This window comes from Thalassospira sp. B30-1, assembly GCF_015767575.1.
GTDB lineage: Bacteria > Pseudomonadota > Alphaproteobacteria > Rhodospirillales > Thalassospiraceae > Thalassospira > Thalassospira xiamenensis.
The window spans coordinates 1,258,638-1,273,300 of sequence record NZ_CP065232.1; the positions used below are offsets into that span (position 1 = coordinate 1,258,638).

The 14,663-nt window shown below is 55.7% G+C and carries 17 protein-coding genes; 9 read left to right on the forward strand and 8 right to left on the reverse strand.

Annotated elements, in window-relative coordinates:
• Positions 1-62 precede the first annotated feature (62 nt).
• Together IT971_RS05910 and IT971_RS05915 are read right to left on the reverse strand one after the other, a co-directional pair.
• The gene (locus IT971_RS05910) at positions 63-1,277 is read right to left on the reverse strand and encodes an MFS transporter (RefSeq protein ID WP_063093721.1); all 1,215 of its coding nucleotides are present in this window, start codon (positions 1,275-1,277) and stop codon (positions 63-65) included.
• A gap of 45 nt (positions 1,278-1,322) precedes the next feature.
• Entirely contained in the window at positions 1,323-1,742 is a 420-nt protein-coding gene (locus IT971_RS05915) for a PadR family transcriptional regulator (protein ID WP_007091479.1), read from the reverse strand.
• 152 nt (positions 1,743-1,894) lie between these two features.
• Between IT971_RS05915 and IT971_RS05920 the strand changes: the two genes are divergently transcribed.
• The 5 genes from IT971_RS05920 to IT971_RS05940 all read left to right on the forward strand — a co-directional run bounded on the left by IT971_RS05920 (position 1,895) and on the right by IT971_RS05940 (position 6,254).
• Entirely contained in the window at positions 1,895-3,205 is a 1,311-nt protein-coding gene (locus tag IT971_RS05920) for a replication-associated recombination protein A (RefSeq protein WP_063093723.1), read from the forward strand.
• A 119-nt stretch (positions 3,206-3,324) separates the two neighbouring features.
• Positions 3,325-3,930 (forward strand): FMN-dependent NADH-azoreductase, encoded by a 606-nt coding sequence (locus IT971_RS05925; protein ID WP_007091477.1) that lies wholly within the window; start codon positions 3,325-3,327, stop codon positions 3,928-3,930.
• 208 nt (positions 3,931-4,138) lie between these two features.
• The gene (locus IT971_RS05930) at positions 4,139-4,666 is read left to right on the forward strand and encodes a DUF1499 domain-containing protein (RefSeq protein WP_051682309.1); all 528 of its coding nucleotides are present in this window, start codon (positions 4,139-4,141) and stop codon (positions 4,664-4,666) included.
• 101 nt (positions 4,667-4,767) lie between these two features.
• Positions 4,768-5,160 (forward strand): fluoride efflux transporter CrcB, encoded by a 393-nt coding sequence (gene crcB, locus IT971_RS05935; RefSeq protein WP_063093726.1) that lies wholly within the window; start codon positions 4,768-4,770, stop codon positions 5,158-5,160.
• Positions 5,157-6,254 (forward strand): RluA family pseudouridine synthase, encoded by a 1,098-nt coding sequence (locus tag IT971_RS05940; RefSeq protein WP_037990960.1) that lies wholly within the window; start codon positions 5,157-5,159, stop codon positions 6,252-6,254. The genes crcB and IT971_RS05940 overlap by 4 nt, the downstream gene beginning before the upstream one ends.
• Positions 6,255-6,342: 88 nt before the next feature.
• Here IT971_RS05940 and IT971_RS05945 read toward each other — a convergent pair whose 3' ends face one another.
• On the reverse strand, positions 6,343-6,615 hold the full coding sequence (locus IT971_RS05945; protein WP_007091473.1) for a hypothetical protein: 273 nt from the start codon (positions 6,613-6,615) through the stop codon (positions 6,343-6,345).
• Between the two features lie 203 nt (positions 6,616-6,818).
• Here IT971_RS05945 and IT971_RS05950 point away from each other — a divergent pair, with 203 nt between their 5' ends.
• Together IT971_RS05950 and IT971_RS05955 are read left to right on the forward strand one after the other, a co-directional pair.
• Positions 6,819-7,517 (forward strand): HAD-IA family hydrolase, encoded by a 699-nt coding sequence (locus IT971_RS05950; protein WP_063093728.1) that lies wholly within the window; start codon positions 6,819-6,821, stop codon positions 7,515-7,517.
• The gene (locus IT971_RS05955; RefSeq protein WP_037990958.1) at positions 7,507-7,992 is read left to right on the forward strand and encodes an SRPBCC domain-containing protein; all 486 of its coding nucleotides are present in this window, start codon (positions 7,507-7,509) and stop codon (positions 7,990-7,992) included. Before IT971_RS05950 ends, IT971_RS05955 begins: the two co-directional genes overlap by 11 nt.
• A gap of 6 nt (positions 7,993-7,998) precedes the next feature.
• Here the strand turns inward: IT971_RS05955 and IT971_RS05960 are convergent, their stop codons facing one another.
• Complete coding sequence (locus tag IT971_RS05960) at positions 7,999-8,613, reverse strand: HAD family phosphatase (protein WP_037990956.1); 615 nt, start codon at positions 8,611-8,613, stop codon at positions 7,999-8,001.
• Between the two features lie 280 nt (positions 8,614-8,893).
• Between IT971_RS05960 and IT971_RS05965 the strand changes: the two genes are divergently transcribed.
• Positions 8,894-9,718 carry a dienelactone hydrolase family protein gene (locus IT971_RS05965; protein WP_007091469.1) on the forward strand — a complete coding sequence of 275 codons (825 nt, stop codon included), beginning with the start codon at positions 8,894-8,896 and terminating at the stop codon, positions 9,716-9,718.
• 74 nt (positions 9,719-9,792) lie between these two features.
• On the opposite strand, the gene IT971_RS05970 is transcribed toward IT971_RS05965, so the two are convergent.
• The 3 genes from IT971_RS05970 to IT971_RS05980 form a co-directional block, all read right to left on the reverse strand.
• Positions 9,793-10,563: an ABC transporter permease gene (locus tag IT971_RS05970; protein WP_037990952.1), complete on the reverse strand. Its 771-nt coding sequence runs from the start codon at positions 10,561-10,563 to the stop codon at positions 9,793-9,795.
• A gap of 18 nt (positions 10,564-10,581) precedes the next feature.
• Positions 10,582-11,376, reverse strand: coding sequence for an ABC transporter ATP-binding protein (locus IT971_RS05975; RefSeq protein WP_074624806.1), 795 nt, complete (start codon positions 11,374-11,376; stop codon positions 10,582-10,584).
• 77 nt (positions 11,377-11,453) lie between these two features.
• A complete protein-coding gene (locus tag IT971_RS05980; RefSeq protein WP_063093731.1) occupies positions 11,454-12,476 on the reverse strand; it encodes an ABC transporter substrate-binding protein in 1,023 nt (340 codons plus the stop codon).
• A gap of 265 nt (positions 12,477-12,741) precedes the next feature.
• Between IT971_RS05980 and IT971_RS05985 the strand changes: the two genes are divergently transcribed.
• The gene (locus tag IT971_RS05985; RefSeq protein ID WP_223305035.1) at positions 12,742-13,461 is read left to right on the forward strand and encodes an ATP12 family chaperone protein; all 720 of its coding nucleotides are present in this window, start codon (positions 12,742-12,744) and stop codon (positions 13,459-13,461) included.
• 16 nt (positions 13,462-13,477) lie between these two features.
• On the opposite strand, the gene IT971_RS05990 is transcribed toward IT971_RS05985, so the two are convergent.
• Positions 13,478-14,455, reverse strand: a complete 978-nt coding sequence (locus tag IT971_RS05990) for an ABC transporter ATP-binding protein (RefSeq protein WP_063093736.1) — start codon at positions 14,453-14,455, stop codon at positions 13,478-13,480.
• Between the last annotated feature and the right edge of the window lie 208 nt (positions 14,456-14,663).

The window sequence follows — 14,663 nt, forward strand, 5'->3', positions numbered from 1 at the left end:
TTCCCCGGTTCTGTCGTTTTTGTCGCTGGCAATCGATAGCGGCCGATGGTCGATCTGGCTTTTCATGATGCCGCTGATCTGGCCGTATCGGTTTTAAGAAACATCATCGCCAGACAACTGAGTAAACCCAGCCCGACGGTCAGAAGTACTGCCCGGACGCCATATCCGTCGATCAGCAATCCGAACAGGAACGGGGCGGCGGCCTGCGCAAAGCGCGACGGTGCCATCAGAAACCCCTGCCGCAGGCCATAGCCAACCGGCCCGAACAGGGCAAGGGGCAAGGTCCCCTTGGCGATGGTCAGGATACCATTGCCCGCCCCATGCAGGCTTGTGAATATCATGCCGACGGGACCGGCAAAAACCAGCAGAAGCGATGCGCCAAGCGGATGGGCAAAGCCTGCTATCCGGGCGGAAATCAGTGGATGCATGCGTTGCAATACACCGAATTCCAGCAATCGTCCCGCGACCTGTGCCGGGCCGACGAGCGAGGCGGCAATAATCGCATCCGCCGTATCCATCCCCGAAATTTGCAACAATCGCGGCAAATGGGCGGCCATGGCGGTTGCGATAAACCAGCTTGCGGCGAAAATGAATGCCAGCAGGATCATCGGTACGGTGAAATATCCCGGCGTTACCGCCGTATCCGCTTTGACCCTGACATTATCGGGATTGTCAGCAGGGGCCTTGGCTGGGGCCATATGCTTGTCGTTTCCGGCCGGGATGATCAGGCGGTTTAGCGGCAACCCGACAAGCAAATGCATCGCTGCCCAGAAAAAGCAGGCGGCACGCCAACCATATTCGATTTCAAGCCCGGCCGATATCGGCCAGCAGATCGTGCTGGCAAATCCGGCAATCAATGTGATGCCGGTGATCGGCCCGCGTGCACCACGCCCAAAGATCCCGGCAAGGGTTGCGAAGGCCGCCTCGTAAAGCCCCATCGCCATACCGGCCCCGATGATGAGCCACGCCATGCACATGGCGATCATACCGTTCGACAGGCCAAGCAAACCAAGGCCAAGCGCGAAGACAAGGCTTGAAACCGTCAGGATATTGCGCCCGCCAAACCGGTCGATCCGCGCACCTGCCATCGGGCCCAGAAGGGCCGCAACCACAAGTGCCAGCGAAAAGGCACCAAACGCCCAGCCGGTCGGAATGCCGAATTCCTCTGCCATTGGGGCGGACAGAATGGCCGGCAGATAAAGTGTCGATCCGAACCCCAGTGTTTGTGCGCTGCCAAGTGCGATAATGATCGGCATTTTTTTGGGGGCTTTGGTCATGATTTGATGCCTCGATCATCGAGGTATGATGGCCTGAAAAAAGGACTACTCACAGCATGCCTTTCCCTGTGGTTGGGGGACCGGGGTGGTGGAGGATGCCGTGCGGGTCTGGGTTGCATCCCGGCTGGCAAGGATATGCTGGGTCACATCCATCCATGCCTCGGTCGCGACCCGGAATGCATCGCGCCCCTTGTTGGTCAGTTCGTAAACCTTGCGCTGACGGCCCTGAACGACTTCGGGGTGTGATGTCAGGTATCCACCGGCCTCGAATTCGTTCAGAACCGGATAGACGGTTCCTTCGGAAGGGGAACAGCAGCCATTGGTGGTTTTTTCGACGGCCTGAACGACCTCGTAGCCATGCATCGGCTTGCGATGCAAAACGCACAGCACGAAAAACTTCGACAAGGACATTTTGATTGTGCCCTGCCAATAGGAACGGTCAGTATAATCGGCAATCTGTTTCACGTCGGTGTTTCCGGCTGGTTTGACGGCGCGAACGGTATACCTCGATGGTCGAGGTGTCAATATTCTTGCCTTATCGCTATAAACGGGTCGATGTTCGTGATAAGTTCCGCGCAAAACCGGTCGCAAGATAACAATAGGAACATCTGCCCGATATGGCGTCACTGTTTGAAAGTCAGGCATCCCGGCCCTTGGCCGACAGGCTGCGTCCGGCCAAGCTGGATGAGGTTGTCGGACAGGGGCATCTGTTCGGGGATGAGGGACCGATCACGCGCATGATCAATACCGGGCGTGTGCCATCGGTCATTCTTTGGGGGCCGCCGGGCTGCGGCAAAACGACGCTGGCGCGCCTAATGGCCGATGTTGCCGATATGGCGTTCGAGCCCTTGTCGGCGATCTTTTCCGGGGTTGCGGACCTTCGCAAGGTGTTTGACCGGGCACGCGGGCGGCGGGCAACCGGGGCATCAACCCTTTTGTTCATTGATGAAATCCATCGTTTCAACAAGGCACAACAGGATAGCTTCCTACCGTTTGTTGAAGACGGCACCATTACCCTGATCGGGGCGACAACCGAAAACCCCTCGTTCGAGCTGAACGCGGCGTTGCTGTCACGCTGTCAGGTGCTGGTGCTTAAGCGGCTAGATGATCAGGGGCTTGAAGAGCTTCTGGTGCGTGCGGAAAAGGAAATGGGGTTCGAGCTGCCCCTGTCGCCCGAAGCACGGGTGACGTTGCGCGCCATGGCCGATGGGGATGGCCGTTATTTGCTGAACCTTGCCGAAGAGCTGTTTTTGCTGCCGCCCAGTGACGATGGGCCGCTTGGCGTTGCCGAACTGTCGCGTACCGTGCAAAAGCGCATGCCGCTTTATGACAAGGGCGATGACAGTCATTATAACCTGATCAGTGCGCTGCATAAATCGGTGCGCGGGTCGGACCCGGATGCGGCCCTGTACTGGTTTAATCGGATGCTGGCCGGGGGCGAGGACCCGAAATTCGTCGCGCGCCGCATCACCCGCATGGCGGTCGAGGATATCGGACTTGCCGATCCGCAGGCGCAGCAGATTTGTGTTGGCGCGTGGGAGGCGTATGAACGCCTTGGCAGTCCCGAAGGCGAACTGGCGCTGGCGCAGGCGGTGATCTATCTGGCGCTGGCCCCCAAATCAAATGCCGGTTATGCCGCCTATAAACGATCATTGAAGGTCGCGCGCGATACCGGGTCGCTGATGCCGCCGGCCCATATCCTCAATGCGCCGACCAAGCTGATGAAGGATATCGGCTATGGCAGTGGCTATGCCTATGACCATGATCAGGAAGACGGTTTTTCCGGGCAGAATTATTTTCCCGATGGCATGCGCCGCCAGAATTTTTACGAACCGGTCGAACGCGGTTTTGAACGTGATTTGAAAAAGCGGGCCGACTATTTCGATAAATTACGCCGGGAACGTCAAAAGCAGCGCGGCGAAGACTAATCGGCAGGTGTGTTGTTCTCTTTTGGTCAACAATCTGGTGAAAAGACATCGGATAATCATCGTCATGGAAACTGTTAAAGTCGGGGTAACAGAAACAAACCCGGACTTGGAGAATTCACATGACTTCGATCCTGCATATCAATGCCTCGGTTAACGGCGAAAATTCCAATTCGCGTCAGATCGCATCAAAGCTGATCGAACGTATTGTTGCCGCAACTCCGGCTGCCAATGTTGTTGAACGTGACCTGAACGACAAATCGATCCCGGCCCTGACCGGCGAGATTGTCGGCGCGTTCTATACCCCGGCTGAAAACCGTACCGAGGCACAGAAAGACGTGATCGCCGTTTCCGACAAACTGGTTGCCGAACTTCAGGCATCCGACGTCGTTGTGATCGGTGCGCCGATGTATAATTTCTCGGTCCCGTCGACGCTTAAGGCCTGGGTTGACCTGATCGCCCGTGTCGGTGTGACCTTCAACTACACTGAAAATGGCCCGAAAGGCCTGCTTGAAGGCAAGAAAGCCTATATCGTTGTTGCCACCGGCGGTGTTCCGGTCAACAGCCCGGCCGATTTCGCGACCCCGTATCTGAAACAGGTTCTTGGTTTCGTCGGTATTTCCGATATTGACGTTATCGATGCATCCGGTTTCGCGGTAAACGCCGAAGAAGCCATGGAACGTGCGATTGCCAATGTGGCTGCTGCACCGCTTCCGACGGCGGCATAACGCCTACCCCTGTTGCATTGCCCGCGGGAAATCGATCATCGCAATCCATCCCCCCCCGTTGCGGTCCATTGGTTTCCCAAAAATGCCCGAACGAGTATCTCGTTTGGGCATTTTCGTATTTGTTAACTTGACGAATTACAGGAATTAACCGGTATTTAGGGAGTCTTGCGTTACAGCAGGGCACGCAAAACGGGAACGGGGAATTTTTGTGAAACGCGTAGCGATTGTACTGGCATGGCTTCTGTTTGTCGGCGGACTGACATTTGCCGTAATCCGTTTCAGCGGATTGCTCGACAGTATGCTGATGGCAGATGAGCCGGCAGACATCAGTCTGGGACCGGATATCGACCTGCCGCAATCACCGACCTATTTCCTGGTCTGCCCGCCGGATGCCTGCCCATCGACCGATCGCAACGTGCCAAGCCCGGTATTCGATGCATCGCCCGATACCGTCGCAACCGCCTTGCAGGCAACCGCGGGCGCACAAGGCATGAAACTTGTCGAGGGGAATGGATTGGCGCTTGAATTGCGCTTCCTTGCCCGGACGCCTGTTTTCCGTTTTCCCGACTGGGTTGATGTCAAGGTCATTCCCGGTGAAAATGGCGGCAGCCGCGTTTTTGCCTATTCCCGATCCGTCTATGGCAGTGACGATTTCGGCCAGAATGAAAAACGCCTGAAATCATGGATGGCGGCAACCGTCGCCCTGATTGGCCGGCAGGCCGCGCCGCAGAACTGATTGTTCGTTTGCGACGGGGTTTGGTTGGTGTACCGGAATGCGACCCGCCCATGATGTTTTCACACGTGACTTTTCAGAACTGAAAGACTAGGTTCCGCGCCATGCAATTTTCACCGTTGTTTATCGCATCCATCGCATTGGGCGGGGCTATCGGGGCGGTTGCCCGATATGGTGTTTCGGCCCTGATGGGCGCGACACTTGGTCATGGATTTCCATGGGGGACTTTGACGGTCAATATCGTCGGCTCCTTCCTGATGGGACTTCTGATCGAGCTTTCGGCGGTCAAGCTGTCGCTCAGTCCTGAAATGCGGGCCTTCCTTGTGACCGGCTTTCTGGGGGCGTTTACAACGTTTTCGACTTTTTCGCTCGATGTCGCGACCTTATATCAACGCGGTAATATTGGCCTTTCTGGCCTTTATGTCGCGGTTTCGGTCTGCGTTGGCATCGCAGCATTGTTCGGCGCAATCGCGCTGGTAAGGGGAGTTCTGCAATGAGTGGCGTCACTCTGCGCAAGGTTAAGAATGACGAAGCCGAAATGCGGCTGGATCGCTGGTTCAAACGGAACTGCCCGGAATTTACCTTTGGGCAGGTTCAGAAGTTCCTGCGGGGTGGTCAGATCCGTGTTGATGGCAAACGTGCCAAGGCCGGTCAGCGCCTTGAGCCCGGTCAGGAAGTCCGTGTTCCCCCCGCGCCGGTCATGTCGGGCGGCGGTATGGGGCCATGGGCGGAGGGCAATTACGATGCGGCCAATGCGGCCCAGCATGTAAAATCCGGCCCGGCCAAATCGAACGCGACCGAGGAAGAACTTCAGGCGCTGCGCGATTCCGTCATTTTCTATGACGAGGTGGTTCTGGCGATCAACAAGCCCGCCGGTCTGGCGGTGCAGGGCGGGACCAATACCGACCTTCATGTTGATGGCATGCTTGATGCGTTAAAGCTTGATAGCAAGGAACGCCCGAAACTGGTGCATCGTCTTGATAAGGACACCAGCGGCGTGCTGTTGCTTGCACGGTCGGCATCGGCGGCCAATGCCCTGACCAAGGCATTCAAGGACAAGACCACGCGGAAATTGTACTGGGCGATTGTATCGGGTGCGCCCGATGAACGCGAAGGTCTGATTGATGCCCCGCTTGCCAAACATGGCGGTAAGGGCGGTGAAAAGATGGTCATCGACGAAAAAGAAGGCAAATCCGCCCAGACGATCTATCGTCAGTTGGCCCGTGCCGGTCGTCGGGCAGCGTGGCTTGCCCTGTCGCCATTGACCGGTCGTACCCACCAGCTGCGCGCCCATTGTCAGGCGATGGAATGCCCGATCCTTGGCGATGGGAAATATGGCGGCGCCAAAGCGTTTCTTGATGGACTGTCAAACCAGATGCATCTGCATGCGCGCGCGATTGACTTTCCCCATCCGGTGACCGGCCATCGCGTCGTGATCGAAGCCCCGGTGCCCGAACATTTCAGTGCAACCATCAAAGCGCTGAACTTTGATCCGAAAACGCCAACCAAATTCCTGACGCCGGAAATCCACCGGGAAAAGGAAATCAAACCGAAACCCAAGGCAAAGCCGTCCCGGTTGCGGAAAAGATAACGGATGCGGTCAGTGTCCGAAACGCGAAAAGCCGACGCAGTGCGTCGGCTTTTTCGTCCCTGTCAACGGCGTTGATGACAATCGATCTTTAAGGGCGCGCGACCATTTTGTCGAAGCGGTTGATAAACGCATCATGAACCCGGCGCAGATGTTGGGCGTGGACCGTATTTCCCGTACGTTCGCACATTTCCGCCTGGCTTTTGATCATAATAGCAATCCGTTTGCGCCCCCGTGGGGTGTGCACCATGCTTTCGCCTTCCTCAAGGGCGGTCAGAAGGGGGATGTGTTCACACTCGGCAATCGCGAGGATTTCCTCCTCGCTCAGATCGCTAAAATCGATGCAGTCCCGCAGTGTGAGCATGTTCAGCCTCCGCAGTTTGCGTGCTAACAGAATCATCCTAACTCTACCTTGGGGTGTTCGGAAGTGTGTTGAAATTCACCATTGGTTTCCATTGCTTGCCGCAGAGCAAAAAATGCGTCGACTTTGCATGGGCTAGAGACTCGATCTTTGGCGGACTTTGGAATAATCTCCGCCGCGATATGAACAGAACTGGATGACTTTTGATGGCGAACGATCCGCTCAGGCTTGTGGTATTTGATTGTGACGGTACGCTGGTTGATAGCCAGCATGCGATTGCGCATTGCATGGATCATGCCTTTGCCGCACATGACCTTGATTGCCCCGGCCTTGAAAAGACACGTACCATCATCGGTCTGAGCCTGCCTGAAGCGATCCGCAAGCTTGCCGCACCGGGCATGATCGATGACGCAATTATTGAAGGCGTCACCGCGGCCTATAAGGCGGCATTCTTTGAATTGCGCCAGACCCCGGATTTTTACGAGCCGCTTTTCCCCGGTGTGCGCGAAATGCTGGCCGCACTGGATACGCGCAACTGGCTTTTGGGGGTTGCGACGGGCAAGGCGCGCCGCGGTCTTGATGCCGTTCTGGCGCGCAACGCACTTGAAGGCCGGTTCGTTACCCTTCAGACATGCGACAATCATCCGAGCAAACCCCATCCGTCGATGTTGCACGCCGCCATGGATGAAACCGGCGTGGATGCGCCCAATGCGGTGATCATTGGCGATACCGCCTATGATATCGAAATGGGCCGGGCGGCGGGGATGCTGTCGATTGGTGTCAGTTGGGGCTATCACGATATTGAAACGCTGAACAATGCCGGGGCGCATGCCGTGATTGATCATTTCGATCAGCTGCCCGGATTGCTGGAAACCATGTGGGGAACTGGCCGCGATGTTGCCTGAAGCCGATCACAAAGATGACGACCTGAAACCGATCCGGGTGGAAATCACCGTTCCGGTCGAACCGGAATACGCGTTCGAGGCATTCACCAATGGCTTTGGCAATTGGTGGCCGACCGACAGCCATTCGCTGGCGCGTGAAAACTGCAAATCGGTCGAAATCAATCCGGGCCTTGGCGGCAAGATTGTCGAGCATGCCAAGGGCCGCGATCCGGTGGTCTGGGGCACTGTCGATATCTGGCAGGCAGGCGAACATGTTGCCTTTACCTGGCATCCGGGCTGGGAAGAAGGGGCTTATACCCGCATCAGTGTCACGTTCGAACAGAATGCCTTTGGCCGCTGTGTGATCCGGCTCAAGCATTGGGACTGGAAAAATCTGGGCGAAATCGCCCCGATGGTCCGCGACGGATACGAAAGCGGCTGGAAATATGTTTTCGAACAGTGCTTTGCCAATTACCTGACGGCCAAGCGGCACTGACTGTTTTTAAAGCAGGCCATATTCCATCAAATCACGACGCAGGCGGATCGGGTCACGGAACCAGTGGGTGGCAAAGCCCATTTCGCGCGCCTGCTGGATATTCTTTTCACTGTCGTCGATAAACAGGGTTTCGCGCGGATCAAGCTTGAACCGCGCGGCGGTAAGATCGAAAATCTGCGGGTCGGGCTTGGCCAGTTTTTCCTGACCCGAGACCAGAATGCCTTCGAAATGGCTTAGGAAACCGAACCGTTCAATCGCATGCGGCCAGGTATCCGCCGACCAGTTGGTCAGCGCAAACAAACGCACATTGCCGCGTGATTTCAGTTCTTCAAGAATATGAACGGTGCGGTCAATCGACCCCTTCATCATTTCCGGCCAGCGGTCCATCCATGCCGCGATCTGGTCGCTATATTCCGGATAGCGATGCTGAAGATCGGGGATCGATTTGGCAAAGCGAAGCGCACCCTTGTCATGCAGGAAATTCCAGTGCGGATGACAGATTTCTGTCAGGAAACGTTCCATTTCGGCATCATCTTTGAAAATCTTGCGATACAGATGCCGTGGATCCCAATCGACCAGAACGCCGCCCAGATCAAAAAGAACCGTTTCGATAGTACGCATGATTTCCTCGGATGATTGGGAACGGGATCGACGTTTGGCTGTTAAAGCAGGCAACAGCAGACAGGGCAAGGGGACATTTGCATGACAATTGCCAGGATGGCGGTACAAAGGGTTGATCTGTAACGGGTTTGAGTGCGTACTCTTTGGGGTGACAGGGATTTGTGACGCGCGCGTGATTTGCAAATTCTTCGCATCTTGCGAAATGATGACGCGAAGAGCATCATGCAAAATACAACCTGAAAAAAACGCCTGATCGTAACAAGACAGAGGAGGCTTGAATATGTGCACGCTTGACGGATGTGGCGTAAACGACCATCTCGGCCCGCCGCCGAAGGCCACGGATGAAGATCGCCGTCTGTTCCTTAAAGGCGCGGTTGCCTTGCCGCTTGCGGTTATTCTGGCCGATCCGATTTTGGCCCATGCCGCCGGATCGACATTGTCCCCCGTGACCATCACCACGCCGGGCGGGGAAAAAATGACCGCCGAAATCGCCATGCCGGCAACCCTTCCGGCCCCGACCGTCATTCTGATCCATGAATGGTGGGGGCTGAATGATCAAATCCGCGCGGTTGCGGCAGAATATGCCAAGCAGGGCTATATCGCGCTTGCGGTTGATCTGTATGGCAAGCCACCCGCAACCACGGCGGATGGGGCAAAGGCGCTGATGTCGGCGGTCAATCCGGCGATTGCCACCGAGAAATTGCAGGAATCCGTCAAATTCCTTAAAAATCACAAGGATTCAACCGGCAAGGTGGGAACGGTTGGCTGGTGCTTTGGTGGTGGCTGGTCGCTCAATACCGCGCTTGCCGCCGATGTTGATGCGGTTGTTGTCTATTACGGCAATGTCAAAAAGACCGCCGAGCAGGTTTCAACCCTGAACGCGCCGCTGATGGGGCATTTCGGCACCCTTGATAAAAGCATCAACAAATCGATGGTCAATGGGTTCGAGGAATCCCTCAAGGAAGCCGGGAAAACCGATTACCAGATTTTCTGGTACGAAGCCGACCACGCCTTTGCCAATCCGACCGGTGGCCGTTATGACGCCGAGGATGCCAAACTGTCGTGGGAACGCACGATGGGTTTCTTTGATACCCATCTGTCCTAAGGCTTTATCGCAATCGCCAGAACATCAAAAGGCCGGGGTTTTCCCGGCCTTTTGCGTGCCCAAGAGGTGCGATCTTAATTGGTCGGATTTCCGCGATTGGCCCATTTGGTGGACCGGCGTTCGATGATGTTAAACAGCTCGTACATCGCAATCCCCATCACCGCGATCACCAGCAACCCGGCAAACACCAGCGGCATGTTGAATTTCGATGATGCCGACAACATCAGATAGCCAACGCCAAGGTTCGATGCGACGGTTTCGGAAATCACCGAACCGACAAAGGCCAGCGTGATCGCGACCTTAAGCGATGCAAAGAAATAGGGCATGGCGCGAGGGAAGCCGACCTTGATCAGAATATCGCGCCGGGTCGCGCCAAGGGATCGCAACACATCGCGCAATTCGGGTTCAAGCGTTGCCAGTCCCGTCGCCACATTGACCACAATCGGGAAGAACGAAATCAGGAATGCGGTGATGATCGCGGGCACCGTACCGATGCCAAACCACATGACAAGAACCGGGACCAGTGCCACCTTTGGCACCGAATTGAACCCGACCAGAAGCGGGTTGGCCGCGTCATAAACCGCCTTGCTGGACCCGACAAGCGCGCCCAGAACCACGCCAAACACAACCGCAATGGCAAAGCCCGCCAGGGTCGTATAAAGCGTATGAACCGCATGCATCCAGATCGCACCGCGGAAATCCCAGCCGACCATGATGCTTTCCGACGGGGTCGGCAGGATATAGACCGGAATATTGAAAATCCGGACAATCAGTTCCCAGATCACGAAAAGCCCGATTGCACTGATCCAGGGAGTGGCTTTGGACAGGTCTTTTTTCTTGGCCATGATGCTTTCAACCTTCCCTTATGCCGCGCGCACGTCACGGATGTGACTGCGCAATTCGTGGACCAGATCGGTGAAGGGCTGCGTGAATGTCGTTTCCTGATCGCGCGGACGGGGCAGGGTGTTTTCGCGCTGGACCAAAATCGTACCCGGGCGCTTGGACATCACATAAATCGTATCGGCGAGATAGGCTGCTTCGCGCAGATCATGGGTGACAAGAATGACGGTAAAGGGCCGCACCATCCAAAGGTTCTGCAGAATGTCCCAAAGCTCTTCGCGGGTGAAGGCATCAAGGGCACCGAACGGCTCGTCGAGCATCAGAAGGTCCGGTTCATGGATCAATGACCGGCAGAGCGATGCGCGTTGCTGCATCCCGCCTGACAATTCCCACGGGTATTTGTCTTCGTGCCCGGCAAGCCCGACACTGGCGAGAAGCTCTCGCGCGCGGTCTTCATATTCGGCACGGTGCTTGCGCAGGCGGTTGCGATGCGGTTTGACGATTTCCATCGGCAGCAGGACGTTATCAAGGGTCGTTCGCCACGGCAGAAGGGTCGGGTTCTGAAACGCCATGCCGACGATCTTAAGCGGCCCGGAAACTTCCTTGTTATCGACGATAACCGTGCCTTCGCTGGGCGGCATCAGCCCCGATACCAGTTTCAGCAGCGATGACTTGCCACATCCCGAAGGTCCGACAACGGCAATGAATTCGCCCTTGTTGATCTTCATGTTTGTTGTTTCCAATGCCAGATCGTCACCTTCGCTGTAACGAAGCCGGACATTGTCGAGTTCGACAAAGCTTTTCGACACGGCAGTCATCCCCCTGCGTATCCTGATGATTTATTATGTATCGGGGCCGGTTTGCCCGGCCCCGTTTGCGTGGTCTGGCGTGCCAGTTATTTCAGCATCCGGTCTTTATCGCCGGGCATGAAAATGTCGGTGAAGATATCCGCAACGGTTGGCTTGTTTTCAATGCCAAATGCCAGGCTGACCTGGTCAATCGCCTTGTTCATGCGGTCGGTCTTGATCTGGCCCATGCCTTCTTTAAGCGTTACCTCGGTGACGACATTGTCATCAATCGTCATCTGAAGGCGCTGCAATTCAAGGGCCGGGTCAATCAGCGGATCGGTATCCTTAAGGGCCGCAATGGCTTCTTCGGGGTTGGCAATCGCATCCCGCCATCCCTTGACGACCGCACGCAGGAATGCGCGCAGTTCTTCCGGATGGTTTTCCATCATGTCGGGCGATGCAATCATCGCATTGCCATAGAAATCCATGCCGTAATCGAAATATTTGAAAACGGTCAGATCGTCCTTGGAAATGCCCTGTGCCTGAAGGTTCAGGATTGATGTGAAATAGTGACCGGTGATCGCATCAACGTCACCACGCACCAGCATCGGTTCGCGCAGCGGCGGGTCCATGCTTTCCCATTTGACATCGTCAAGCTTAAGTCCGGTTGCCTGTGCAAAGGCCGGGAAAAGTTTGCGCGATGCATCGAAAACCGGCGCGCCCAGCGTCTTGCCAATCAGGTCTTCGGGCTTGGTGATGCCGCTTTTTTTCAGCATGAACAACGAAAACGGCGGGCGGTCATAAACCATGAAGACCGACTTCATCGCGCGATCCGGGTTCGATGCATTGAATTCCAGCATCGAGTTGATATCGGCAAAGCCGACATCATAGGCGCCGCTGGCAACGCGTGTGATCGAACCGACCGATCCGTTACCCGAATCAATCGTCACATCAAGGCCCTCGTCGGCGAAATAGCCCTTTTTCTTGGCCAGCACATAGGGGGCTGCCGGGCCTTCGAATTTCCAGTCGAGTGTAAATTTGATCGCCATCTGGGCCATGGCGGATTGCGCACCAAGTGCAACGGCAATGCCGACGGTCGCGCCAAGTAGCCGCGCTTTAAGTCTCACCATTAATGAAGCCTCCTGTTTCGGGTCTTTTTGACGACCCATTGACCGAATGATACCCCTGATCGCACAGCAATGCCTGTGCCAAATCCCTTTTTTGCCGGTTTTCCTGATATGAAGGGACTGTTACGGGCAGAGTACGGTTGTTTAATAAATGGTCAATGGGGTAAATTGATCAAAAATTATACAGAAATTCTTGATAATCGCCTTTGAACATGGCGGTCCAATCAAATCGCTTGCACATGGAAACGGATTTGGGCATATCGCCATCATGCTTACAAAATCGATCAAACGTTTTTACAAAAAAGCCGAAGCCGTGCGCGACGAAGATGCGCAGGGCTGGCGTATCCATCTGGACGGAAGGCCGGTAAAATCGCCGTCCAAGGCCGAATTCGTGTTGCCGGCGGAACAGCTGGCGCATGAAATTGCGGCCGAATGGGATGCGCAGGGGGAAAAGGTTCTTCCGACCACGATGCCGATCATGCAACTGGCCGCAACCGCGATTGACCGCGTGCGCCCGCACCGGTTTGGCGTGATTGCGGAACTGACCGGATTTGGCCGGTCTGACCTGTTATGCTATCGCGCATCCTTCCCCGATGACCTTGTCCGCCAGCAGGCCGAAGCATGGCAGCCGTTGCTTGACTGGGCGCATCATGAACTGGGTGTGTCGCTTAAAGTGACCGAGGGCGTGATGCCGATCTCGCAGGAAGACGAAGCTCTTCTGCGTATTCAGGACGAGATCGAGGCGCTTGATGATTACTACCTGACAGCCCTTCACACCCTGACGACGGTGTCGGGATCGGTGATCATCGGGCTTGCGACCCTGCGCGGCCGGATCAGTGCCGAGCAGGCGTTTGAGGTTTCCCAGCTTGATGAAAGCTATTCCATCGAGCATTGGGGTGCTGATGCCGAGGCGGTTGCGCGCCGCGAACGTCATCGCGCGGAACTGCTGGCCGCGGGGCGGTATCTTGATCTGATCGGGCCGCGATAAACATTCGTTGCCCTGATCAATTCATCCATTTCGCGATCATGCGATGCTGTACGGCGGCCTGTGCCGCCATCCGGTAATAGGACAGCAACTCGCGCATTGGCGATGACATCCGGTCAAAACCGGAAATGAACGCGACAATAATCCCGACCGATGTTTCGCCCTTTATCGCAAGATAGCCGCCCACAATCAGCACCGAAAGCGGGGCAAGCGCATTAAGCAGATTGATCAGGGTTTTCATTCCGAACTTGAGGATGAAAAACCACATGCGGTTGTTATAAAGGTAACTGATGCCGCGATGGATCGGGTCCAGAAGTTCCTTGTGATCGTTATCTTCGTCGGGGTGGAGTTCGCTTAGTTCGTCGCTGACTTCGCGCATTTTTTCCACGCGCTTTTCAATCAGCTGGTTGATCTGTTTTTGAATGACCGGCACCAGCGCGATTTGCGGGATCAGCGCCAGAATACCGATCAGTCCGATGATCGGCTCGACACTGACCATATAACCGATCCCGAAAATCAGCATCCCCGCATTCACGACCGGCTGCGACAATCCATCGCCCACAAAGCCGCCCAGTTTTTCGATTTCCGATCCGATGATCGAAACTGCCCGGCCATTTTCGCCTTCGCCATTGCCGGTGCGGTCTTCGGCGTAAAGGCGGCTGAGATGGCGGCGGTTGTGGCGGATCGCACTTTCACTGAGCCAGCCTTCATACATCCGAAGCATGAATTTGGTCGCCGAATGAACCACAACAACCGCCAGATAGATCACCGCCAGCACGGTCAGAAGCGACATATCCTGTTTGCTGATCGCATCGTCGACCAAGCGGCGTTGCAGTTCCAGCGGCACGATGCCAAGGGCCGCCACCGATATGGCAATCAGGCAGACAACGATCTGGTGTCGGCCGCTCATAAGCCAGATATAACGCCATAAGGATTGCGCAGGGCGATCATCGCCGGTGGATTTCGGCTCGTGCGGGCGGATGCGAAACAGCTTCATGAAAGGACCGTTCTGATGGATATCATAAGGCCTTAACGCGCCAGAAGCCGTTTGGTGCCCGGCTTGTCCTGAATATTGGTATTTGTCGACCTGCTTCTAGACTTTAGTCCAGCCCGTCCTTACATATCGCAATGACGTTAGGGAAATCAGGCCTTTACAGGCTATTTTCATCTTGTGCCAGACTGTGAAAAATAATTGGCATTCCAGT